This window comes from Burkholderia sp. IMCC1007, from assembly GCF_027257875.1.
Taxonomy (GTDB): domain Bacteria; phylum Pseudomonadota; class Gammaproteobacteria; order Burkholderiales; family Burkholderiaceae; genus Burkholderia.
In genome coordinates this window covers 37568-60683 of record NZ_JAPVQY010000050.1, presented here as the reverse complement: position 1 = coordinate 60683, position 23116 = coordinate 37568, and the positions used below count along the sequence as shown (strand labels likewise).

General features: G+C 70.0%; 23 protein-coding genes and 1 pseudogene. 15 read left to right on the top strand and 9 right to left on the bottom strand.

What is annotated here, in order from left to right:
- On the bottom strand, positions 1 to 791 hold a 791-nt coding region (gene coxB / locus O1Q03_RS30825; RefSeq protein ID WP_269507985.1), incomplete at its 3' end, for a cytochrome c oxidase subunit II.
- Positions 792 to 1252: 461 nt separating this feature from the next.
- Between coxB and O1Q03_RS30820 the strand changes: the two genes are divergently transcribed.
- Both O1Q03_RS30820 and O1Q03_RS30815 read left to right on the top strand, forming a co-directional pair.
- The gene (locus O1Q03_RS30820) at positions 1253 to 2236 is read left to right on the top strand and encodes an SDR family oxidoreductase (RefSeq protein ID WP_269507983.1); all 984 of its coding nucleotides are present in this window, start codon (positions 1253 to 1255) and stop codon (positions 2234 to 2236) included.
- A 4-nt stretch (positions 2237 to 2240) separates the two neighbouring features.
- Entirely contained in the window at positions 2241 to 4019 is a 1779-nt protein-coding gene (locus O1Q03_RS30815; protein ID WP_269507981.1) for a glycoside hydrolase family 15 protein, read from the top strand.
- A gap of 66 nt (positions 4020 to 4085) precedes the next feature.
- Here the strand turns inward: O1Q03_RS30815 and O1Q03_RS30810 are convergent, their stop codons facing one another.
- Positions 4086 to 5921 (bottom strand): thiamine pyrophosphate-requiring protein, encoded by a 1836-nt coding sequence (locus O1Q03_RS30810; RefSeq protein ID WP_269507979.1) that lies wholly within the window; start codon positions 5919 to 5921, stop codon positions 4086 to 4088.
- Positions 5922 to 6085: 164 nt separating this feature from the next.
- Between O1Q03_RS30810 and O1Q03_RS30805 the strand changes: the two genes are divergently transcribed.
- From O1Q03_RS30805 to O1Q03_RS30765, 9 genes are all read left to right on the top strand, one after another.
- Positions 6086 to 7186 (top strand): enolase C-terminal domain-like protein, encoded by a 1101-nt coding sequence (locus tag O1Q03_RS30805; RefSeq protein WP_269507977.1) that lies wholly within the window; start codon positions 6086 to 6088, stop codon positions 7184 to 7186.
- A 39-nt stretch (positions 7187 to 7225) separates the two neighbouring features.
- Positions 7226 to 8074: a hypothetical protein gene (locus O1Q03_RS30800; RefSeq protein ID WP_269507975.1), complete on the top strand. Its 849-nt coding sequence runs from the start codon at positions 7226 to 7228 to the stop codon at positions 8072 to 8074.
- Positions 8074 to 8733, top strand: a complete 660-nt coding sequence (locus O1Q03_RS30795) for a gluconate 2-dehydrogenase subunit 3 family protein (RefSeq protein WP_269507991.1) — start codon at positions 8074 to 8076, stop codon at positions 8731 to 8733. The genes O1Q03_RS30800 and O1Q03_RS30795 overlap by 1 nt, the downstream gene beginning before the upstream one ends.
- Positions 8723 to 10393: a GMC family oxidoreductase gene (locus O1Q03_RS30790; protein ID WP_269507973.1), complete on the top strand. Its 1671-nt coding sequence runs from the start codon at positions 8723 to 8725 to the stop codon at positions 10391 to 10393. The genes O1Q03_RS30795 and O1Q03_RS30790 overlap by 11 nt, the downstream gene beginning before the upstream one ends.
- A 64-nt stretch (positions 10394 to 10457) precedes the next feature.
- Positions 10458 to 10850 carry a CopM family metallochaperone gene (copM, locus tag O1Q03_RS30785; RefSeq protein ID WP_269507971.1) on the top strand — a complete coding sequence of 131 codons (393 nt, stop codon included), beginning with the start codon at positions 10458 to 10460 and terminating at the stop codon, positions 10848 to 10850.
- Between the two features lie 76 nt (positions 10851 to 10926).
- On the top strand, positions 10927 to 11667 hold the full coding sequence (locus tag O1Q03_RS30780) for an FRG domain-containing protein (protein ID WP_269507969.1): 741 nt from the start codon (positions 10927 to 10929) through the stop codon (positions 11665 to 11667).
- A 175-nt stretch (positions 11668 to 11842) separates the two neighbouring features.
- The gene (locus O1Q03_RS30775) at positions 11843 to 12349 is read left to right on the top strand and encodes a low affinity iron permease family protein (protein WP_269507967.1); all 507 of its coding nucleotides are present in this window, start codon (positions 11843 to 11845) and stop codon (positions 12347 to 12349) included.
- Between the two features lie 210 nt (positions 12350 to 12559).
- Positions 12560 to 13042, top strand: a complete 483-nt coding sequence (locus O1Q03_RS30770) for a BON domain-containing protein (protein ID WP_269507965.1) — start codon at positions 12560 to 12562, stop codon at positions 13040 to 13042.
- 111 nt (positions 13043 to 13153) lie between these two features.
- The gene (locus O1Q03_RS30765; RefSeq protein WP_269507963.1) at positions 13154 to 13648 is read left to right on the top strand and encodes a DUF1641 domain-containing protein; all 495 of its coding nucleotides are present in this window, start codon (positions 13154 to 13156) and stop codon (positions 13646 to 13648) included.
- Here O1Q03_RS30765 and O1Q03_RS30760 read toward each other — a convergent pair.
- From O1Q03_RS30760 to O1Q03_RS30750, 3 genes are all read right to left on the bottom strand, one after another.
- A complete protein-coding gene (locus tag O1Q03_RS30760) occupies positions 13623 to 14117 on the bottom strand; it encodes an NUDIX hydrolase (protein ID WP_269507961.1) in 495 nt (164 codons plus the stop codon). The genes O1Q03_RS30765 and O1Q03_RS30760 overlap by 26 nt on opposite strands.
- Before the next feature lie 453 nt (positions 14118 to 14570).
- Entirely contained in the window at positions 14571 to 15482 is a 912-nt protein-coding gene (locus O1Q03_RS30755) for a manganese catalase family protein (RefSeq protein WP_269507959.1), read from the bottom strand.
- A 290-nt stretch (positions 15483 to 15772) separates the two neighbouring features.
- A complete protein-coding gene (locus O1Q03_RS30750; RefSeq protein ID WP_269507957.1) occupies positions 15773 to 15997 on the bottom strand; it encodes a hypothetical protein in 225 nt (74 codons plus the stop codon).
- 183 nt (positions 15998 to 16180) lie between these two features.
- Between O1Q03_RS30750 and O1Q03_RS30745 the strand changes: the two genes are divergently transcribed.
- From O1Q03_RS30745 to O1Q03_RS30735, 3 genes and pseudogenes are all read left to right on the top strand, one after another.
- Complete coding sequence (locus O1Q03_RS30745; RefSeq protein ID WP_269507955.1) at positions 16181 to 17581, top strand: HlyD family secretion protein; 1401 nt, start codon at positions 16181 to 16183, stop codon at positions 17579 to 17581.
- An 85-nt stretch (positions 17582 to 17666) separates the two neighbouring features.
- Complete coding sequence (locus O1Q03_RS30740) at positions 17667 to 19259, top strand: DHA2 family efflux MFS transporter permease subunit (RefSeq protein ID WP_269507953.1); 1593 nt, start codon at positions 17667 to 17669, stop codon at positions 19257 to 19259.
- Positions 19260 to 19537: 278 nt separating this feature from the next.
- A pseudogene (locus tag O1Q03_RS30735) lies at positions 19538 to 21139 on the top strand (efflux transporter outer membrane subunit); the annotation flags it as partial.
- Positions 21140 to 21172: 33 nt separating this feature from the next.
- On the opposite strand, the gene O1Q03_RS30730 reads toward O1Q03_RS30735, so the two are convergent.
- The 4 genes from O1Q03_RS30730 to O1Q03_RS30715 all read right to left on the bottom strand — a co-directional run bounded on the left by O1Q03_RS30730 (position 21173) and on the right by O1Q03_RS30715 (position 22547).
- Positions 21173 to 21727 carry a GNAT family N-acetyltransferase gene (locus O1Q03_RS30730; protein WP_269507949.1) on the bottom strand — a complete coding sequence of 185 codons (555 nt, stop codon included), beginning with the start codon at positions 21725 to 21727 and terminating at the stop codon, positions 21173 to 21175.
- Positions 21728 to 21853: 126 nt separating this feature from the next.
- Positions 21854 to 22075 carry a hypothetical protein gene (locus tag O1Q03_RS30725; protein WP_269507947.1) on the bottom strand — a complete coding sequence of 74 codons (222 nt, stop codon included), beginning with the start codon at positions 22073 to 22075 and terminating at the stop codon, positions 21854 to 21856.
- A 65-nt stretch (positions 22076 to 22140) separates the two neighbouring features.
- Positions 22141 to 22404, bottom strand: coding sequence for an HPr family phosphocarrier protein (locus O1Q03_RS30720; protein WP_269507945.1), 264 nt, complete (start codon positions 22402 to 22404; stop codon positions 22141 to 22143).
- Positions 22405 to 22412: 8 nt separating this feature from the next.
- On the bottom strand, positions 22413 to 22547 hold the full coding sequence (locus tag O1Q03_RS30715) for a hypothetical protein (RefSeq protein ID WP_269507943.1): 135 nt from the start codon (positions 22545 to 22547) through the stop codon (positions 22413 to 22415).
- 220 nt (positions 22548 to 22767) lie between these two features.
- On the opposite strand from O1Q03_RS30715, the gene O1Q03_RS30710 reads away from it, so the two are divergent.
- Positions 22768 to 23112, top strand: a complete 345-nt coding sequence (locus O1Q03_RS30710; protein ID WP_096507041.1) for a zinc ribbon domain-containing protein YjdM — start codon at positions 22768 to 22770, stop codon at positions 23110 to 23112.
- Positions 23113 to 23116: the final 4 nt, after the last annotated feature.

The following is a 23116-nucleotide window of genomic DNA, read 5'->3' as shown; positions in this document are numbered from 1 at the left end:
CGCGCGGCGAACAGATGCTGGCCGCGCTGCGGCGCGCCGGCCGCGGCCGCGGGTGCCGGCTGCCGCTGCGCGGCGAGCCACGCGCGAAACGCGTCCGGCGGCTCGGCCACGACTTCGAAGGCCATGTGCGCGTGCTGTGCGCCGCAGTATTGCGAGCACTGTCCGCGATAGACGCCCGGGCGATCGGCCTGCAGCCACTGATGGTTCGTCTGGCCGGGAATCGTCTCCGTCTTGCCGGCCAGTTGCGGCACCCAGAACGCGTGGATCACGTCGGCGCTCTTCAGCTCGACCGCGACCGGTTCGCCCACCGGGATATGGATCTCGTTCGCGGTGACGAACGCGGTGCCGCCCGCGTCGTCCGGATAGCGGACGGCCCACCACCAGTCGCGCGCGGTCACTTCGATCGTCAGCGTGGGCTGCCGAGGCGGCGACGCGACCACCTCGAGCACGCGCAGCATGTACACGAGCGACGCGAACAGCAGCACGACCGAGATCGCGGTGCCGACGGTCACGATCGCCAGCCCGCTGCCATGGCCGCCGCCGGCACGCGCGCGGCGACGAAAGATCGCGGTCAGCAGCAGCACCGCGATCGCCACGCACACGAACAGGCACAGCGCGAGCAATGCCCAGCCAAGGATGAAGACGGGCTGAGCGGCAGGCCCGGCTGCGTGCGCGACGTACGCGAGCGGCAGCGGCCCGGCGGGGGTGGACGGCTCGCCGGCCGCGCGTGCGAGCGTCGGCGCGACGGCGCTCGCGACGACGGCGAAGCAAGCGATACGGGGCGCTTTCATGAACGGCGGGACGAGCAACGCGACTCCTTGCCGGATTCGACGGCGTGACGACAGCCGTTCGCGGCAGAGCAATTCGCGTGCGCGTTGTGTTGCTGCCCGAAATATTCTCGTTGCGGCGTCACCGCCAGGCCGGTTGACGAATGCGTACTGCACGTTGCGTCCGCGTCAGTGCGAAGACGTCGCGTATCCGATTCGTGCCACGCGAAGCACGCTTTTGACGACCCCGAAAGCCCGTTGTCAGCATGAACGGCCTGCGCACGGGAGGGCGCGCAGCAGCAGGGCGTTGCACGCGCAACGTCCGGCGCGTTACAGCAGCCTTGTAAATTGGGCGACCGTTCACCGCATGCGGCCGGATCGGATGGTTTCAGGTCGGCACGGCACGCCGATTGCTGCGCCCATCGCGTTCCGGCACGCAGCTTCGGCGGCGCGCCGGCCACCATGAACAACGGGAGGAACCGACCGTGAAGACCGTCGCGATCACCGGCGCAAGCGCGGGCGTGGGCCGCGCAACCGCGCATGCTTTCGCGCGGCGCGGCGCGAACGTCGCGCTGCTCGCACGCGATCCGCGCGCGCTGGACGACACCGCGCGCGAAGTGCGCGCGTATGGCGTCGACGCGCTGCCGATCGCCGTCGACGTCAGCGACGCCGCCGCGCTCGATGCGGCGGCCGAGCGCATCGAAAACGAACTCGGCCCGCTCGACGTGTGGGTCAACAATGCGATGGTGACGGTGTTCGCGCCGTTCGACGAGATTTCGCCGGCGGACTATGCGCGCGTGACCGACGTCACCTACCTCGGTTGCGTGTACGGCACCCGCGCGGCGCTTGCACGCATGGCCGCGCGCGATCGCGGCACGATCGTGCAGGTGGGCTCCGCGCTCGCATACCGGTCGATTCCGCTGCAGGCGGCATATTGCGGCGCGAAGCACGCGATCCGCGGCTTCACCGACGCGCTGCGCTGCGAGCTGCTGCATTCGCACAGCGGCGTGCGCGTGACGATGGTGCAGTTGCCGGCGATCGACACGCCGCAGTTCGACTGGGCCCAATCGACGTTGCCGCACCCGCCGCGCCCGGTCGCGCCGGTGTATGCGCCGGAAGTCGCGGCCGATGCGATCGTGGAGGCCGCGCGTCACCCGTGCCGCGAGCGCTGGGTCGGCTGGCCGTCGCTCGCGGCGATCTTCGGGAACGCGCTCGCGCCCGGCTGTTTCGACCGCTATCTCGCGCTTTCGGCCGTGCGCGGCCAGCAACGCGACGGGCCGGCCGGCCCGCGCGAATCGAACCTGTGGCACACGGTGCCGGCGCTGCATGCGACGCGCGGCGCGTTCGGCGCCGAAGCGCGCCGCATCGGCGCCGAGGCCGGGCTCGGCACGTCGCGCGCGCTGGCATACGGCGCGGTGTTCGCGCTGCTCGCGGCCGGCTTCATGGTGGCGCGGAAGCTCCCTCGGTGACGCGATGCGAATCGAGGACTACGCGCTGATCGGCGATGGCCGCAGCGCCGCGCTCGTCGGGCGCGACGGCAGCATCGACTGGCTGTGCTGGCCGGACTTCGACTCGCCGCCGTGCTTCGCCGCGCTCGTCGGCACGCCGGACAACGGCTGTTTCCGCGTTGCACCGAGCGAGCCGGACGCGCGCGCGTCGCGCCGTTATCTGCCCGGCACCGCCATTCTCGAAACGACGTTCGAAACCGCGTCGGGCTGCATCGTGATCACCGACTGGATGAGCTGGAACGCACCCGATCCGTGCGTGATCCGCAGCGTGTGCGGCGAACGCGGGACGGTCGACATCGACGTCGATCTCGGCGTGCGGTTCGACTACGGCAGCGCGCTGCCGTGGTGCCGCCGCTTGGGCCGGCGCTGGCGGATGATGACGGGCGGTGACGCGATGTGGCTCGACACCGACGCGCGGCTCGACGTGCAGAGCGACCGGCTCGTCGGCACGGAGCGAATCGCGGCGGGCGAGCGCGTGGACTTCTGCATCAGCTACGGGCGCTCGTTCGATCCGGCGCCGTCGGTGCCCGATGCGTATGCGTCGCTGCGCGACACGCAGGCGTTCTGGCGCGACTGGTCCGATTGCAACGCCGCCGAGGGCCCGTATCGCGACGAAATCGAACGCGCGCTGATCACGGTGAAACTGCTGTCGAGCCAGCGCACCGGCGGCATCGTCGCGGCGCCGACGAGTTCGCTGCCCGAGCGCCTGGGCGGCAAGCGCAACTGGGACTACCGGTTCTGCTGGCTGCGCGACGCGAGCTTCACGCTGCGTGCGCTCGTGCGCTGCGGCTATCGCGACGAGGCCGCGCGCTGGCGCGACTGGCTGGTGCGCGCGATCGCCGATCATCCGTCGCAATTGCAGGTGCTGTATTCGGCGGACGGCGGCCGGCGCGCGGCCGAGTGGGAGGCCGCGCACCTGGCCGGCTACGAAGGCGCGCGACCGGTGCGCTTCGGCAATGCGGCGGCCGATCAGCTGCAGCTCGACGTGTACGGCGAGGTGCTGGCCGCGCTGTACCAGGCGCGCCGGCACGGACTGCCGCCCGACGACGACGCATGGATGCTCGAGCGCAGGCTGCTCGAACATCTCGCGACGATCTGGCGCGAGCCGGACGAGGGCATCTGGGAAGTGCGCAGCGGCCGGCATCTATTCACGTCGTCGAAGGTGATGGTGTGGGCCGCCGTCGAAAGCGCGTACCGTTCCGCGCGCGCGTTCGGCCATCGCGCACCGCTCGACGTATGGCGGCGCTGGGCCGATACGGTGCGCGCCGATGTGCTGACGCGCGGTTATCACCCGCAGCTCGGGCGTTTCGTCGAGCGCTTCGACGGCGACGGGCTCGACGTGAGCCTGCTGCTGATTCCGCTGACGGGGATGCTAGATGCAGCCGATCCGCGAGTGGTCGCGACGGTCGACGCGATCGAGGACGAACTGGTCGAGGATGGCCTGCCGTTCCGCTATCGTCCGTCCCGTTTCGCGGACGGTTGCGAAGGCAACGAAGGCACGTTCGTCGCGGCAGGCTTCTGGCTCGCGCAGGTCTACCGGATGCAGGGGCGCGACGACGACGCATATGAATTGTTCGAGCGGCTACTGTGGCTGCGCAACGATGTCGGACTGATGGCCGAGGAGTACGACGTGAACGCGCGGCGCATGTGCGGGAATTTCCCGTTTACGCTCGCGCACGTCGGGCTGGTGAACGTGGCGCTCGCGCTGCAGGGCGACGGCCGCGACGACGTCGACGTCGGATGACGCACGGCGTGCGGGACGCAACGGCGCGATCGACGAGGCGCGCCGCGCCGTCCCGCGCGCGAGCCGCTACGACTCGTTCTTCCCGCCTTTGCCTCCTTTGCCGCCATGCTCGCCGTTGCCCGGCAGCACGGCCGACAGCACCTGCCGTGCGGTCTCGACGATCACGTTGCCTTCGCGCGTGTCGCCCTTGAGCAGCGCTTCGGCGAAGTGCTTCGCCTGCTGCAGCGTCACGTGCGGCGGCAGCGGCGGCACTTCCGGGTCGCTCTTCACCTCGAGCACGACCGGGCGGTCCGACGCGAGCGCTTCGTCCCATGCCGCGCCGAGCTGTTCCGGATCGTCGACGTAGATGCCCTTCAGCCCGAGCAGCGTCGCGAAGCGCGAGTACGGCACGTTCGGAATCTTCTGCGACGCATCGAACTTCGGGTCGCCTTCCATCACGCGCTGCTCCCACGTGACCTGGTTCAGGTCCTCGTTGTTCAGCACCATGCAGATCCAGCGCGGATCGGGCCATTGCCGCCAATACTTCGACACGGTGATCAGCTCGGCCATGTTATTCATCTGCATCGCGCCGTCGCCGACCATCGCGATCACCGGGCGGCTCGGATGCGCGAACTTCGCGGCGATCGCATACGGCACCGCCGCGCCCATCGACGCGAGCCCGCCCGACAGCGAGCCCATCATCCCGCGCCGTATCATCAGGTCGCGTGCATACCAGTTTGCGCAGGAGCCCGAATCGCTCGTCAGGATCACGTCGGCCGGCAGCCGCGGCGACAGCTCGGTGAACGCGCGCTGCGGATTCACGCCGCGCCCGGGGCTCGCCTTCGCGGCCGCGCGGCTGGCGAGCGTGTCGCGCCAGTCCGCATTCCACTTCGCGATCTTGTCGCGCCAGCTCGTGTCCTTCCGCTCCTTCAGCAGCGGCAGCAGCGCGCGCAGCGTCTCGGCGCTGTCGCCGACGAGATTCACCTCCATCGGATAGCGCAGGCTCAGCATGTCGGCCTTCAGGTCGATCTGCACGCCGCGCGCCTGGCCTTCCTTCGGCAGGAATTCCGAATACGGGAAACCGGAGCCGACGACGAGCAGCGTGTCGCATTCGTTCATCAGGTCGTAGCTCGGCTTGGTGCCGAGCAGCCCGATCGAGCCGGTCACCCACGGCAGGTCGTCCGGCAGCGCGGCCTTGCCGAGCAGTGCCTTCGCGGCGCCCGCGCCGAGCCGGTCGGCCACCGCGATCACCTCGTCGGTGGCGCGCAGCGCGCCCGCGCCAACCAGCATCGCGACCTTCGCGCCCGCATTGAGCGCGTCGGCCGCGCGCTGCAGATCCTCCGCGTACGGCACGACTTTCGGCGCGCTATAGCCGATGCCGGAATGCACGGTGCCGTGCACGCGCTTGGGCGCCGCGTAGTCGAGCTCCTGCAGGTCGTTCGGCAGCACCAGCGCGGTGACCGTGCGCGCGCCGAGCGCGATGCGCACCGCGCGGTCGACCAGGTGGCGCACCTGGCCCGGCACGATCGCAAGCTGAGCGAATGCGCCCGCAACGTCCTTGAACAGCGCGGGGAGATCGACCTCCTGCTGGTAGTGGCCGCCGAGCGCCGCGCGCGCCTGCTGGCCGACGATCGCGAGCACCGGCATGTGGTCGAGCCGCGCGTCGTACAGGCCCGTCACGAGGTGGGCGGCGCCGGGGCCCGAGGTCGCGACGCACACGCCGAGCTCGCCTGTAAATTTTGCATGCGCGGATGCCATGAAAGCCGCCATCTCCTCGTGGCGCGCCTGGATGAACTCGATCTTGCCCTCGGCCCGGCTGAGCGCGCCGAAAAAGCCGTTGATGCCGTCGCCCGGGTAGCCGTACACGCGGCGCACGCCCCAGTCGTACAGCCGTTCGACGATGAAATCCGCCACTGTCGCCATGCCATTTCTCCTTGGTTCCGGATGAGCCGATGAGCCGCGCACGAGGCCATCGCCGCGCGCGGCGCTGCCGGGCATCGCGCAAGCCGCGTGCCGCGCGGCCGAATCGGGCACGGGTGTTGCACGCAGTTGTTGCAAGCAAAAAGCAAGCAATCCGGAGCGCAACGATGGCACTTTCCGCCGCACCGGCGATCGACGACGTGCGGGCTCGCCCGTACCGGGTGCCGACCGACCGGCCCGAAGCCGACGGCACCTATGCATGGAACGCGACGACGATCGTCGTCGTCGAGATCGACGCCGGGCCTGTGACGGGGCTCGGCTACACGTACACCGACGCGAGTGCCGCGCAACTCGTGATGTCGCTGCTGGCCGACGTGCTGCGCAACCGGCCGCTCGTGGATATCCCGGCCGCAGTCGACGCGCTGTGGCGCGCGGTGCGCAACGTCGGGCGCGCCGGCATCGCGGCGACCGCGATCTCGGCGCTCGACGTCGCGTTGTGGGATGCGAAGGCGAAGCTCGTCGGCGTGCCGCTCGCGATCCTGCTCGGCCGCCGGCGCGAGCGCGTGCCGGTGTACGGCAGCGGCGGCTTCACCACCTACGACGACGCGACGCTCGCCGCGCAGCTCGACGGCTGGCGCGGCGAACACATCGGCGCGTGCAAGATCAAGATCGGCGTGCAGGACGCGCGCGATCCGTCGCGCGTGCGCGTGGCGCGCGACGCGCTCGGCCCGGACGTCGACCTGTTCGTCGACGCGAACGGCGCGTATGCGCCGCGTACCGCGCTCGCGTTTGCCGACGCGGTGGGCGAGTACGCGATCCGCTGGTTCGAGGAACCGGTCAGCAGCGACGACGTCGACGGGCTGCGGTTCGTGCGCGAGCACGTCGGCGCGCGGGTCGACGTCGCGGCCGGCGAGTACGCGTATACGCCCGACGATTTCCGTCGCCTGCTCGAAGGCCGCGCGGTCGACGTGCTGCAGGCCGATGCGACGCGTTGCGGCGGCGTCAGCGGCTTTCTCGCGGCGGGCGCGCTCGCCGATGCGCATCACGTCGATCTGTCCGCGCATTGCGCGCCCGCGCTGCACCGGCATGTCGGCTGCGTCGCGCCGCGCATGCGCCACGTCGAGTGGTTTCACGACCACGTACGAATCGAGCGAATGATGTTCGATGGTGCGCCGGCGCTCGTCGACGGCGCACTGGAGATCGACTCCACGCGCCCTGGGCTCGGCCTCGAATTGCGCGCGGCCGACGTCGCGGAATTCGCGATCTGAGCGCGCGCCCGACATGAATCCCACGACAAAGGAGGCACGATGCGACACGCCCGACAGCGCGCGGCCGAGCACGACAGGTTGATGGTCGATGCGGCGCGCCTGCTGAATCGCAGCGCGCTGCTGCTCGCCGGATCCGTGCTCGCGGACAGCGGCGTCGAGCACTATCGCGGCACCTTCCACAATCGCGCGATGATCACGCCGCTGGTTGCGTCGACATTGTCGGTGCTCGCGAGCGTGCACGGCCACGCCGACGACACGCCCGAGCGCCACCGGCTACGCGATGCGGTACACGTCGCGTCGGCCGCGGTCGGCCTCGCCGGGTCGGCGTTCCATGTCTACAACGTGACGAAGCGGCCGGGCGGTTTCAGCTGGCACAACCTGTTCTACGGGGCCCCGCTCGGCGCGCCGTTCGCGCTGCTGCTGTCCGGCATGCTCGGCGCGACCGGCGAGCGGCTGCGTGCGTGCCCGGCCGACGCGCCGCGGCTTGTCGGGCTGCCGGCCGGCCGTGCGCTGGCCGGGCTGGTCGCGGCGGGGCTCGTCGGCACGCTCGGCGAAGTCGGGTTGCTGCATTTTCGCGGCGCGTTCCAGCACCGCGCGATGTTCGCGCCGATCATCGTGCCGCCGGTCGCCGCGCTCGCGGCCGCGCAGGTCGCGCTGTCGCGCCCGAGCGCCGATCGGCGGTTCTGCCGCTGGTGGATGCGTGCGACAGCCGTGCTCGGCTTCGTCGGCGTCGCGTTCCATGCGCGCGGCGTCGCGCGGCAGATGGGCGGCTGGCGCAACTGGTCGCAGAACGTGCTGTCGGGGCCGCCGCTGCCGGCGCCGCCGAGCTTCACCGCACTCGCGATCGCCGGGCTCGCCGCGACCGCGCTCGCCGAACGGGAGGCATGATGAGGAACCCGAACGACAAGCCGGTCGCGCTGCCGAGCTATTCCACCTACGACGTGCTCGCGAAGCGCGACACACCGTCCTGGAACGACGCGACGCGCCGCGCGATCGATGCGCGGCTGCGCGTCGCCGCGACCGCGCCGCGTCATTTGAACGCCGAGCAGTTCGCGACGCTCGGCGCGCTGTGCGCGCGCATCGTGCCGCAGCAGCCGGGCGGCGCCGATGCCGTGCCGACCGCCGCGCTGATCGACGCACGGCTCGCGACCGACGAAGGCGACGGATTTCGCGACGCGCGGCTGCCGCCGCTGCGCACCGCGTGGCGCACGGGCCTCGCGGCGCTCGATGCGATGGCGCGCCACGCGCACGCGCTGCCGTTCGCGTCGCTCGATGCGAAGGATGCCGATGCGCTGCTGCGCGCGGTGCAGGACGGCAGGATCGACGCGGCGGTCGAAGCCGCATGGGCCGGCATGGACCCGCGCACGTTCTTCTCGAAGCGCGTGCTGATGGACATCTGCGGCGCGTACTACAGCCATCCGTTCGCGTGGAACGAGATCGGCTTCGGCGGCCCGGCGAGCCCGCGCGGCTACGTGCGGATGGATTTCAATCGTCGCGACCCGTGGGAAGCGAAGGTGGACGGGGAGGGCGATCGCGATGTCCGCTGACGTATCGTTGTCCGCCGACAAGCCGCGCGGCTGCGACGGCCGCGCGCCCGATCCGCTGCGCGTCGGCGGCTGGTCGCCGATGCGGATGTACCGCGACGACGATCCGGTCGACTTCGTGATCGTCGGCACCGGCGCGGGCGGCGGCACGCTCGCATGCCGGCTCGCCGAGCACGGCTTCTCGGTCGTCGCGCTCGACGCGGGCGCATGGTGGCGCCCGCTGGAGGAATTCGCGTCGGACGAATCGCACCAGCACAAGCTGTTCTGGATCGACGAGCGGATCTGCGACGGCGAGAATCCGCTGACGCTCGGCACCAACAACAGCGGCCGCGCGATCGGCGGCAGCACCGTGCACTTCGCGATGGTGTCGCTGCGTTTCCGGCCCGAATGGTTCCGCTCGCGCACCGCGCTCGGCTACGGCGTCGACTGGCCGCTCGACTGGCGCGAGATGTGGCGTTACTACCGCGAGGTCGAACAGGCGCTGAAGATCAGCGGGCCCGTGAACTACCCGTGGGGGCCGCCGCGCCCACGCTATCCGTATCGCGCGCACGAGTTGAACGCGGCGGCGCTGGTGCTCGCGCGCGGCGCCGAAGCGCTCGGCATCGACTGGACCCCGACGCCGCTCGCGACGCTGTCCGCGCCGCGCGGCCGCGCGCATCCGTGCGTGTATCGCGGCTTCTGCATCACCGGTTGCGCGACCAATGCGAAGCAGAGCGCGCTCGTCACGTGGATTCCGCGCGCGGTCGCAGCCGGCGCCGAAGTGCGCGATCTCGCGATGGCGCTGCGGATCGAGGCCGAAGGCGATCGCGTGACGGGCGTGCATTATCGGCGCGACGGCCGCACGCGTTTCCAGCGCGCGCGCAACGTCGTCGTCGCCGGCTACGCGATCGAGACGCCGCGCCTCCTGCTGCTGTCCGCGAACGGACGTCATCCGCAGGGGCTCGCGAACAGCTCGGGCCTCGTCGGCCGCTACATGATGGCGCAGCTGAACCAGGCGTCGTGGGGGACGCTGGACGACGAGGTGCGCTGGTACAAGGGGCCGCCGTCGCTGTCGATCACCGAGCACTGGAACTACGCGGACGAAGGCAAGGACTTCTTCGGCGGCTATTGCTGGATGAGCCAGGGGCCGTTGCCGATCGAATGGGCGAGGAAGGTCGCCGGGCGCGGGCTGTGGGGCGATGCGCTCAAGCGCGAGATGGCGCGCTACAACTTCCAGGCCGGGCTGAAGATCGTCGGCGAAACGCTGCCGCGCGCGGAGAACCGCGTGACGCTCGCCGACGAGCGCGACGCGTACGGGCTGCCGATCGCGCGTGTCACCTATTCGTACGACGACAATGACCGCCGGATGATCTGCCATGCGCTCACGCAGATGGACCGGTCGCTGGCTGCGGTCGGCGCACGCGACATCTGGCACGAGGACGACGACACGTGCCACCTCGCGGGCACCGCGCGAATGGGCGACGACCCGGCGACGAGCGTCGTCGACGCCGACTGCCGCAGCTGGGACATTCCGAATCTATGGGTCTGCGACGGCTCGGTGTTTCCGACGGTTGGCGGCGTGAATCCGTCGCTGACGATCCAGGCGATCGCGTGCCGCACGGCCGATCGCATCCGCGCGCTCGTCGCGCGCGGCGACGGGCATGCACGCGCACGCTGGCGATGAGCAGCAGGCGTGCGCCGTGCGGGATGGGCCGCGTACGGCCGTTCAATCATCGAGGAGACACGACATGGATTGCTTCATTCGCCGCCCGGCGCGCGGGGCCGGGTACTGCGCCGGATGCGCGCTGCTGGCCGCTGTCGTCGTCGCATCGCCGGCATGCGCGCAGTTGCGGCCGCCTGATCGCGCGGTCGTTCTCGACACATCGACCGACGCGTACAAGCGTGCCGACCGCAGGATGATGGTGGCGATGGAAACCGCGCGCTACACCGGCGACGCCGATCGCGATTTCGTGTCGCACATGGCGCCGCATCATCAGGGCGCGGTCGACATGGCGCAGGTCGAGCTGAAGTACGGCAAGGATCCGACGCTGCGCAAGCTCGCGACCCGCATCGTCGCCGCGCAGCGCGACGAGATCGCGCTGATGGAGCGCTGGCAGCAGGCGCACGGAGTGACGCCGTGAGCGCCGGGCATCACGTGGTGCCCGGCGACATCGACTACCTGCACATGTGACGTGTGCGACGGAGGAGGCGTGAAGCATGGAGCATGAGCGTGGCGTGACGGGCGAGCCGATCGGCTGCGTCGCCGACTACATGAACGCGATCGGCGCGCCGGCGGTCGCGAGCGCGTCGCGGCTCTTTCGCGGGCAATGCGATGGGGACTGGCCGCTCGTGCCGAGCATTGCGCGGCAGTGCGCGTCGCCCGACGTCGAAGCGCGGATGCTCGACGAATTCACGCGGCGCGCGCTGCCGCATCTCGACCCGGCGCCGAACCTCGACGCGTGCGACTGGCTCGCACTCGCGCAGCAGCACGGGATGCATACGCGGCTGCTCGACTGGTCAGGCAACGCGCTGGCGGCGCTGTGGTTCGCGGTCAGGAGCGCGAACGGCAGCGGCGGGGACGGCGCCGTGTGGTGCCTGTCGCATGACGCCGACGACATCGCGAGCGCGGCCGAGCGGCGCGCGCCGCTGGAGGTGACGCGCACCAAGGTGTTCCGGCCGCGTAACGTGATGCCGCGGATCACCGCGCAGGACGGCTGGTTCACGATCCATCGCTACGACGCCGGCCGGCAGGGGTTTGCCCCGCTCGATGAGGATCCGGATCTCGCCGGCCGCCTGAAACGCATCGTCGTGCCGGGCGAGCGCTTTACCGCGATCCGTCGCGAACTGGCCGGCGTCGGCGTGAGCATCGGCACGATCTTTCCCGACCTCGATGGCATTGCGCAACTAACGGTCATGCGCTTTTTTCCCGACGACGAGGATACGCACGCGCCGCGCTGACCGGCGTCGCCCCGGCACAGGCAAAACCAGCCAGGCACGTGACGTGCTCGTTTCGGCACGGCGCGCGCATACGGGTCCGAACCCCGTGACGCCACGGTGATAGCCGGCCCGCGATGTCGGCGCGTGGCCAACGTGCGCGCCGAGACCGATCATTCCTACGCAACAGGGAGGCTTCATGCGCGAATCGAGCGATTCATCCAGCGTCCGAACCGACACGAGTCGCAACGCCGGCAGCGATTCCCGTCCGGCCGGACATGCGGTTACCCGCGCGTTCGAGCGTTTCGCGTCGGGCGTGACGGTCTGGGCCGGTTCGCCGGTCGCGTTCGGCACGGCGGTGGCCGTCACGGTGCTGTGGCTCGTCAGCGGCCCGATGTTCCATTACTCGGACGCGTGGCAGCTCGTGATCAACACCGGCACCACGATCGTCACGTTCCTGATGGTGTTCCTGCTGCAACGCAACCAGAACCGCGACAGCGTCGCGCTGCACCTGAAGCTCGACGAGCTCGTCGCCGTGACGCGCGCCGCGAACGACCGGCTGATCGGCATCGAGGACGCATCCGAGGAAGAGTTGCGCGAACTGGCGCAGACCTACGTCGAACTCGCGAAGCGGGCGGCCGAGCGTGAGTGCGCACCGGGCGAGGGCAGCGCGCGCGAAACGGCCGACGACCGGCCCGAAGCATGACGCTTGCGGCGTGCATCGCCATGCGCGGCTCGCGAACTGAGGATTTTTCAAGTGCTTGTCATTTCGGCCGCGCCGTCGCAGAGTGAGGCGGCGCGGTTGTCGAACGCGGCGTCGCCGGCATCGGCGCGCCGGGAAGTTCGCACGAGGAACGGCACGTGCTGCCTGTTTCGACGAAGCCCGGCGGTTCCGGGTATCCACGACGGTGCTCCCATGACCTCCAGAACACGTTCCAGCAACCCGTTGTTGAATCTTGTAGTGGCCGTTGCATGCGGTGCGGCGGCGATGTATTTCTTCGACCCGGCGTCGGGCCGGCGGCGCCGTGCGTATGTGCGCGACAAGGCGAACGCGGGTCGGCACAGCGTGGCCGACTACGCGACTACGCAGGCCAAACGCGCGGCCGACCACGCGCGCGGGAAGATCGCGGGCCTGCGCGCCGACTGGCTTGCGGGCGACGCGAGCGACGCGCAGGTGACCGAACGCGTGCGTGCGGCGCTGGGCCATCTCGTCGCGCGGCCGCGCGACGTCGAAGTGACGGTCGAGCACGGCAACGTGCGCCTGAGCGGCCAGGTGGAAGAGGCCGAACGGCATGCCGTCGTCGACGGCGTGGCCGCGCTGCACGGCGTGCAGGCCGTCGAGGACGCGATGGGCGCGCGCAGCGAATACAAGGCGCCGCCCGGCAGCCCGATGCACTGACGGAGGCATCGGCTCGCACTGGCGGCGGGGTGAACGCAACACGTCTCGAATCCGGCGCACGCGCGGCTGCCGCCACCGCGGCCACGCGGCGCCTCATCCGGAGAACAGCTGATGACCGACCGCTCATCCCCCGACACAATGCCGCCGCCGCACGAGCCCGACGCGCACCACGCGCTCGAGAGCCTGCTCGGCAGCCTGCACCGGCACGGCTTCCTGCGCTTCGCGAACGAGGTCGTCAGCGCGAATGCGCAGATGGCCGAGTCGTTCGTCGGCGCGTTCGACAAGCCCGGTACGCAAAGCGGCGTGCAGAATCTCGCGGCGCTCGTGATGGCGCTGTCGCGCATTCCGCCCGAGCAGTTCAGCAAGGCGGTGTTCGCGGCCGCCGACGCGCTGCATCACATCGGCGCGTGGAAGCCGGCCGAGCATGAGCATGTCGCACCCGGCGTGCGAGGTGCGTACCGGCTGCTGCACGACGAGGCGTTGTGGGATGCGCTCACGCCGTTGCTGGAAGGGATGAAGGTGTTTGCGCAAGGCCTCGAGCGTGAATCGCGGAATCCGACGCCGTCGGCGGTGCCGTCGGTCAGCGAGCGGTCGACCGACGCGTGACGGCGGTAAGCGGTGTCGGTGTCGGTGTCGGCGTCGCGTCCAGCGGCCCGCACAGCGTCGCGAGCTGATGGATGATGCGCTGGGTCGGCATGCTCGCCGGCCAGCGCGCCACCGCGTCGAGACGGACCCAGCGGCATAGCGCGATTTCCCGGCCGGGGCACGCGTGCAGGCCGGGCGGCATTCGCGCGACGAATACGTGATGGCGCTTCACGCTGCCGTCGACGTAGAAGAAATACGAGAGGTCCAGATCAAGCAGCCCCGTTTCCTCCCACAGCTCGCGATGCGCGGCGTCGAGCGCCGACTCGCCGCGCCGGATCACGCCGCCGGGCAGCGTCCAGCGCGACGACGGGCGACGCGCGACCAGCAGCACGCGACCATTGCGGTGGCACACGATCGTCGCGCGCTCCTTCGCCAGCGGTGCCAGCGGTACAGCGCGCACGGGGAAGTCGGACGGATCGGGGAATGTCATGCAGGACAGGCGACGGAGAAAAGCGAGGTCCATGGCTACATGGCTGCCGCAACCGGCGTGCCTGCGCGGGGCGGGGGCGGCGCGGCTTCGGGCCTTCGCCGCTTCGTGTCGTCGCGGCTTCGCGCCCTCGCACCTTCACGGCTTTGTGTCGTCGCATCTTCGCGCCTTCGTGTCGCCGCGTCTTCGCGCCTTCCGGGCGTCGCGCCTTCACCTTCGCAGCTTCGTGCCGTCGCGCTTCGCGCAATCGGCGTCGGCGACCACGCCGCGTAGTCATATGCGACGTGGGGCGGGACGCCCAAGGCCCAGAGGGGCCGAGGGCTCAGGGTCCTGGGCTCAGGGTTCGGCGTTTAGGGCTCCGTGCTCAAGGCTCAAGGCTCACAGGACTCCGTGCTCAGGGCTCAAGGCTCAGGGCTCAAGGCTCAGGGCTCAGGGCTCCGGCCCAAGGCTCAGCGCTCACGACTTGGCCGGCGGCGTGTTTCCCGGCGATGCAGCCGTACTATCGTGCGGCGCGCTCGCACCCAATTCGGCGCCCGTCACCGGATCGCAGCGCGGATCGGACGCCAGACGCCGCGCCATTGCTTCGAGTGCCTGCGACTGCGTCGGCTCGACCGCGCCCTTCGCGGTACCGTCGCCGCCGTCCACCGCGGGCTCGCCGCGCCGCAGCGATAGCGAATCGCCGCGATTCCACGGGCCCGGCAGCGGATCGCCGTCCTGCATCCGGAAGTACACGCGATCGTACGGCGACTCCGGCGGCAGCTTGCCCGGCGGGAAGTTCGCGGTGATGGCATACAGCGCCTTCTCGAACGACACCTGGTGCGACACCTCGCGCGTCATCAGGAAACCGAGCGCGTCGCGTACGCCCGGATCGTCGGTCACGTTGATGAGCCGTTCATAGATGATCTTCGCGCGCGCTTCGGCCGCGATGTTCGAGCGCAGGTCGGCCGTCGGTTCGCCGATCGTGTCGATATACGCGGCCGACCACGGCACGCCGCCCGAATTGGTCAGCGGTACGCCGGCGCCGTACAGCACCTGCGTCACGTGGCTGTCGTTGCCCGCGCCGTGCAGCTTGCGGTACAGCTCGGCCTGTTCGTCGACGGCTTCGGCGAGTTCGCCCTTTGCGCCGCGGTTCAGCATCGCGGCCATCGAGCCGATCACTTCGAGATGGCTCAGTTCCTCGGTCGCGATGTCGAGCAGCATGTCCTTGCGGCCGGCATCCTCTTCGGTAATCGCCTGCGTGAAATAGCGCATCGCCGCGGCGAGTTCGCCTTGCGGCCCGCCGAACTGCTCGAGCAGCAGGTTGGCGAGTCCCGGATTCGGCGCGCCGACGCGCACTGTGTACTGAAGCCGAGTGTTGTGATTGAACATGAAACCTCCGTGAGAAGAAATGGACGTCACCTGCGCCCGAGGGCGAGCACGGGGCGCTCCCATAGTGGGGCGGCTGCACGGGCGAACCTGCGGGGCGCGGGCACGCACCCACCCGATTGCGCCCGCGTCGCCTCCGGACATACGCATCGACGCCGACGCGCGCGTCCGTCATGCCGTCCGGCGCGTGCCGTCCGCGATTTTTCAAGGCCTTGTCATTTCTGCCGTGGGCGGCGCGTCGCCCGGTGCCTTGCAGCACAAGCGATGCGCGCAGCAGCACGCATCAACGCGTATCAGCGCGTGTCGTCGTGGTCGCGCGCGGGAGCGTGCGGACGATGCGCGTCGGGGCGACGCGCCGGTGTGCCCTCGTCCGGGGCTTGCGGTTTGCCTTCGGCGGGATCGCGTGCGCTGCGCGGCGGCGGCGTGTCCGTGCCGTGGCGCTTGCCTTCGGGGCCGGGCGTGCTGTCGCCGCGGTCTCCTTCGTGCGAGTCGGTGTCGAGCGAGGTCGAGCGTGTCATGGGGCGGCCTTCCTGTCGTGATGGTGGGCATCCCAGCAGCGCGCATCGCCCATGCCGGCCGCAGCGAGCGAGCGAGCGGGCGAGCGTGCGCGCGGCGGCGGCCGGGCGCGCGGTTTGCTCGTTCGACCGGTTGAGGCCGGCGCGTGCAATGCCGCACGGCGCCGTCGCCTGGAGAGCGATTCGATGCCCGATGCGACCCTGTTCCCGTTGTCCGTTGATGAGCGATGGCGCGGCGTGTTCCGACGCGCGCTCACGCCCGGACGACGCGGCATGCAGGTGCACGTGGCAGGTCCGTTCGCTCGCTATCCCGAACGGGCGTTGCCGATCGCCGGAGCAACATCCGAGCGCGTTGCAAGCTTCGCGCCCGTCGCGCGCGCCGGCGACGGCAATGCCGACGGCGGCAACAGCGGCAATAACGGACAAGGCCGCCACGACGAGCGCGATACCGACGCACCGGGCGGCGGCGGAGGCCACGGGCATCCGCACGACGATCGCGGCGGCCGCACCGGCGGCGATGGCGACGGCAACGACGGCGAAGGCAATCGCAAGCGGCCCGGCAAGAAGACGTGGATCATCATCGGTGCGGTGTTGTTCGTCCTGATCGTCGCGGGGCTCGCGTGGTGGCTCGCGACGCGCAACCAGGAAAGCACCGACGACGCGTATACCGACGGCAACGCGGTCGCGATCGCGCCGCACGTGTCGGGCTACGTGACGCGGCTCGCCGTCGACGACAACACGTTCGTGCATCGCGGCGACGTGCTCGTCGAGATCGATCCGCGCGACTACCGCGCGCAGGTCGACGCGGCGCGCGCGCAGCTGGGCCTCGCGCAGGCGCAGCTCGAGGCGTCGGGCGTGCAGCTCGACATCGCGCGCGTGCAGTTTCCGGCGCAGTATCGGCAGGCGCGCGCGCAGATCGAATCGGCGGAAGCCGCGTACCGGCAGGCGCTCGCCGCGCAGGAACGGCAGCGCGCGGTCGATGCGCGCGCCACGTCGCAGCAGGCGATCGACGCGGCCGACGCGCAGCGCGCGAGCGCCGATGCGAACGTCGCGATGGCCCAGGCGCAGGCGCGTACCGCGAGCCTCGTGCCGCAGCAGATCCGCCAGGCCGAAACGGCCGTCGAGGAACGCCGCCAGCAGGTGCTGCAGGCGCGCGCGCAACTCGACACGGCCAACCTCAATCTGTCGTACTGCGAGTTGCGCGCGCCGTCCGATGGCTGGATCACGCGGCGCAACGTGCAGCTCGGCTCGTATCTGCAGGCAGGCGCGTCGATCTTGTCGATCGTCACGCCGCGCGTGTGGATCACCGCGAATTTCAAGGAGTCCCAATTGCGGCGGATGCGCGTCGGCGATCGCGTCGCGGTGTCGGTCGATGCGTATCCCGATCTCGACCTGCACGGCCACGTCGACAGCATCCAGCTCGGCAGCGGCGCGCGATTTTCCGCGTTTCCTACCGAGAACGCAACCGGCAACTTCGTGAAGATCGTGCAACGCGTGCCCGTGAAGATCGTGCTCGACGGCCCGCTGCCGCGCAATCCGCCGCTGGGTCTCGGCCTGTCGGTCGAACCGACCGTGTACCTGAAATAACCGGCCGCCGCGCGGCGGCCCGCTTTCTCCGGAGCGATCCGATGCCCGACATCCGCATGCCCGCGCCGCGTTGCGCGGCCCGCCGATGAACCGGCCGCCCGACCGGCACGCTTCGTCCGGCGATGCTTGGCGTCCGGCCGCGAACCCGTGGGTCGTCGCGATCGTCGTCACGCTCGCCGCGTTCATGGAGGTGCTCGACACGACGATCGTCAACGTCGCGCTGCCGCATATCGCGGGCACCATGTCCGCGAGCTACGACGAGGCGACCTGGACGCTCACGTCGTATCTCGTCGCGAACGGCATCGTGCTGCCGATCTCCGGATTCTTCGGGCGCCTGCTCGGCCGCAAGCGCTATTTCGTGCTGTGCATCGCGGCGTTTACCGTGTGCTCGTTCCTGTGCGGCGTCGCGACCAACCTCGGCGAACTGATCGTGTTCCGCGTGCTGCAGGGGTTGTTCGGCGGCGGGCTGCAGCCGAACCAGCAGTCGATCATCCTCGATACGTTTCCGCCCCGGCAGCGCAACCGCGCGTTCTCGATCTCGGCCGTCGCGATCGTCGTTGCGCCGGTGCTCGGGCCGACGCTCGGCGGCTGGATCACCGACCATTTCTCGTGGCGCTGGGTGTTCCTGTTGAACGTGCCGATCGGCGCGCTGACCGTGCTCGCGGTGACGCAGCTCGTCGAGGATCCGCCGTGGCGGCGCGGCGCGGAACACGGCATCTCCGTCGACTACATCGGCATCGCGCTGATCGCGATCGGCCTCGGCTGCCTGCAGGTGATGCTCGATCGCGGCGAGGACGCGGACTGGTTCGCCTCGACCTTCATCCGCGTGTTCGCGGTGCTGTCCGCGCTCGGCCTGATCGGCGCGACGCTGTGGCTGCTGCATACGAAGAAACCGGTGGTCGACCTGTCGTGCCTGCGCGATCGCAACTTCGCGCTCGGCTGCGTGACCATCGCGACGTTCGCGGCCGTGCTGTACGGCAGCGCGGTGATCGTGCCGCAGCTCGCGCAGCAGCACCTCGGCTACACGGCGACGCTCGCCGGGCTCGTGCTGTCGCCCGGCGCGCTGCTCATCACGCTGGAGATCCCGATCGTCAGCCGCCTGATGCCGCACGTGCAGACGCGCTATCTGGTCGGCTGCGGCTTCGTGCTGCTGTCGGCCGCGCTCGTCTATTCGCGCATGCTCGTGCCGGACATCGACTACACGCATCTGGTGATGATCCGCTGCGCGCAGTCGCTCGCGATTGGCTTCATGTTCGTGCCGATCACGACGCTCGCCTACCTGACCGTGCCGCGGCAGCTCAACGACGACGCGTCCGCGCTGTTCACGATGTTCCGCAACGTCGCGGGGTCGATCGGCATCTCGCTGTCGACCGCGCTGATCCGCGAACGTACGCAGGCGCGCATGGCGCATCTGGCCACGCACATGTCGCCGCTGTCGCAGAACTTCCAGGATGCGCTGCACGACAATGCGCGCACGATCGGCGCGCTGTCCGGTGCGCCGCCGGCGGCCGCGCTGCAGACGGCCACCGGACGGTTGTACGAGACGTTCATTTCGCAGGCGACGATTCTCGCGTATATCGACGTGTTCGCGATTCTCGCGGTGTTCTGCGCGTTCAGCGTTCCGCTGACGTTCCTGTTCTCGCCGGTGAAGGCCGCACGCGGCGGGGGAGGACATTGACGATGACGATGCATGGACAGTACGGCGGCCGCCGCTATCGGCTGCCAACGCGACGGTTCGCGGCGATGCTCGTCGTGGCCTGCACGAGGCTGGCCGGTTGTACCGTCGGGCCGGATTTCAAGCCGCCGCATGCGGATGTGCCGGAGAACTGGCATGAGCTACGTGCGCAGGGCGGTGCCGCATCGACTGGATCGACCGCATCGACTGCATTGACTGCATCGACCGGATCGACCGGATCGACTGCATCGACTGCATCCACGGCATCCACGGCATCCACGGCATCCACGGCATCCACGGCGTCCGCCGCGTCCACCGCGTCCACCGCGTCCACCGCGTCCACCGCGTCGTCAGTACCCACCGCGTCGGCAGCATCGGCCGCGTCGGCACCCGGCGCGCCGTCGCCATCGTCACGATCGTCACCGGTCACGACCGCCGATCCCGACCCGCGCTGGTGGCGCGCGTTCGGCGATCCGCTGCTCGACCGGCTCGTCGAGCGCGCCGCACACGGGAACCTCGACGTGCAGGCGGCCGTGTTGCGCATCGCGCAGGCGCGCGAACAAGTGCGCGCGGCTGCCGCCCAGGGCTTGCCGAACGTGCGCGCGAGCGCGAGCTACCAGCGCGAACAGCTCGGCCTGAAGGGCATCATCGAGGAACAGGGTATCGACCAGCGCGTCGATCGTCTCGGCGCGCCCGGCTCACCGCTCGATCGATTCGGGCCGGGCACTGGCGCGAGCGCCGAGCAGGCCGCGCGCGGCGCGCTCGATGCACTCGAAGCGCCGATCAATCTGTGGCAGGCCGGCTTCGACGCATCATGGGAGCTCGACCTGTTCGGCCGCGTGCGCCGCTCGGTCGAATCGGCCGGCGCGCAGGCGAGCGCCGCGGTCGCGAGCCGCGACGATGCATTGCTGTCGCTCGTGGCCGAAGTCGCGCAGACCTACCTGCAACTGCGCGGCGCCGAAGCACAGCGCGCGCTGGCCGACGAGTTGCAACGCGCGCAACGCGAATTGCTCGACCTCACGCGGGAACAGGCCGCGCATGGCCTCGCGAGCGATCTCGACGTGCGCAGCGCCGATGCGCGGCTCGCGCAGATTCGCGCGCAACTGCCGCAGTTCGACCGGCAGATCGTGCTGCTGCGCAATGGCCTCGCGTATCTGGTCGGCGGCGCGCCGGGCGCGCTCGACGACTGGCTCGCCGCGCCGCGCGCATTGCCGGACGTGCCGCCCACCGTGCCGGTCGGCCTGCCGTCGACGCTCGCGCGCCGGCGTCCGGACATCCGCCGCGCGGAGGCCGACCTGCATGCGGCCACCGCGGACGTCGGCGTCGCGGTCGCGCAGTTCTATCCGGACATTTCGCTGACGGGGCAGGTCGGGCTGCGCGCGTCGCACGTGCGCGAGCTCGCGCACTGGTCGCACCTGTTCTATGCGTTCGGGCCGGCGGTGTCGCTGCCGATCTTTTCGGGCGGCGAACTCGTGTCGAACCTGCGGCTGTCGCAGGCGCGCCAGGCCGAAGCGGCGCTCGCGTACCGGCAGGCCGTGCTCGTCGCGCTGCGCGACGTCGACAACGCGCTGGCCGTATATCGCACCGACCAGACGCGCGCGGCCGCGCTCGACGATGCCGTGAAGGCCGAGCAAGGCGCGCTGGAGCTCGCGCGCGACCGCTATCGGAAGGGTTTGTCGTCGTTCCTCGACGTGCTCGATGCGCAACGGCAATGGTCGGAAGGGCGGCAGCAGGCGGTGCAGGGCGAATTGCAGACGAGGACCGATCTCGTCGCGCTGTACAAGGCGCTCGGCGGCGGATGGCAGACCGGCGCGGCGCCGGGCAACGATACGGTCAGCGCGGCGCCGTCGTCGCGTCACGCGCGGACGAGCCCCGCGCGCTAGCCGCGACGCCGCGTCCGGCGCGCGGCATCCCGCTCAGCGGCACGCGCGCGAATACAGCAACGAATCGGCGTCGTTGAAGCGGATGCGCACCGGATCGGCGTACCCGGCCTTTTCCGCGACGCGGATCGACGCGACGTTGGTCGGCGCGATCAGGCACACGCTGCGCTCGAAGCGGTGCTGCGCGTCGAGCCAGACGAGTGCATGCGACAGCGCTTCGGTCGCATAGCCTTTGCCGTGCGCCCAGGTCGCGAGCGCCCAGCCGGCTTCCGGCACGCCGCGAATCGACGGCTCGACGTTGCGGTGGAAGTCGGCGAAGCCGAGATCGCCGACGTAGCGGCCCGACGCCTTCTCGCGAATCGCCCAGTAGCCGTAGCCGAGCAGCGGCCACAGGCCGCGATACGCGAGCATCCGCATCCACGAGTCGCGCGGCGCCGACGGCGCGCCGTTGAAGATGTGCGCGACGACGGTCGGCTCGGCCCACATCTCGACGAGCGCGTTGAAGTCGCCGAGCGGATGGCCTTCGAGGATCAGGCGCGGGGTGTCGAGAACCGGCGGGGACGTGACGGGCGGCAACGCGCTGGAGGTCATTGGAGGTTCCATGGGAAGGAGGGCGCAGGCGGCAGCTTGCGCCGCCCGCGGGCACCGTACGATACCGCGGAAATCGCGGCGCGACAGCAAGCCCCCGCCGGGTCGGGCAATGCGCCCGACGCCGTCCTACTTCCTGCTCTTCAGAAAGCTGCGGCCATGCGCGGTAATGGATGCCCCGGAGCGGCCGTTTGCGGCGTGGCTGACGAAGCCGGCGCCGACGAGTTCCTGTTCGACCGACCAGCCGAGCGCCGGCGCATCGCGGCCGTAGCGGACGTCGGCGAGGCGCTCGAGCGCCCAGATCGCGGATGCAGACAGGTTGGGGGTGTTTGACATGACGTTGTCGTTCATCGCTTCCTCGCAGAAAGATGATTCAGGGTGAACGGCACGAGGCCGAGGGCGCGGACGACGCTGGGTCAATCCGCCTGGAGCAAGGGCAGCAGCGCCTGCAGCGCGGCTTCCTCGTCGGGGCCGGTCGCGAGCACCTGCGCTGAGGTGCCGCCGTGCAGCGGCAACGACGCGATGGCATGGGCGTCCCGCGCGTTGCCGCTGAGGCCGTTGGCGATCAGCAGGATGTCGCTTTCAAAACGGTGTGCGGCCGCGACGACTGCGTCGCGGGTAACGCTCGCGCGGCTGCGGTTCCATGCGGCGCCGATTTCAACGTAGACGACGGTTGGCACGATACGGGTCAGCCTTGCGGAACGTCGGCGGCGCCGGTCACGACGAGCGGCCCGCCGCACGGCGTGACCGCACGGTGCGCGGCTTGCCGTCGCGCCGCGCGGCGTGGTGCATACGAAGCCGGCGCATCATTCATCTCGAACATGTCGACATCCTCAGCGAAACTGCTATCAAATCCGGTGAACGAAGGAAAAATCGCAATTATAATACGACAGCCGGCTTATGTGTATTGCATTATAATACCGTGTGCATGAATCGCGGCCTGCCGAGCTGTCGGCGGCGCTGCGACGCGCACGCCGGGCCCCGCGTCTGCACGCGCCCGGCATTTTTTGTCGACCCTGAACCCTCTCCGAATGGAAGCTGGAATGAACGCTGCACCCGCCTGCCCGCAATGCGCGATGGAAAACACCTACCCGGACGGCACGCTTTACGTGTGCGCGGACTGCGGTCATGAATGGTCGGCAGGCGCCGGCGCCGAAGCGGGCGACGAGCCGGCGGGCGACGTCGTCAAGGACGCGAACGGCAACGTGCTGTCCGACGGCGATTCGGTCGTGCTGATCAAGGACTTGCGCGTGAAGGGTTCGTCGATCACGCTGAAGATGGGTACCAAGGTCAAGAGCATCCGGCTCGTCGGCGGCGATCACGAAGTCGATTGCAAGACCGACCTCGGCGGCTTCATGCTGAAGGCCTGCTACCTGAAGAAGGTCTGACCGC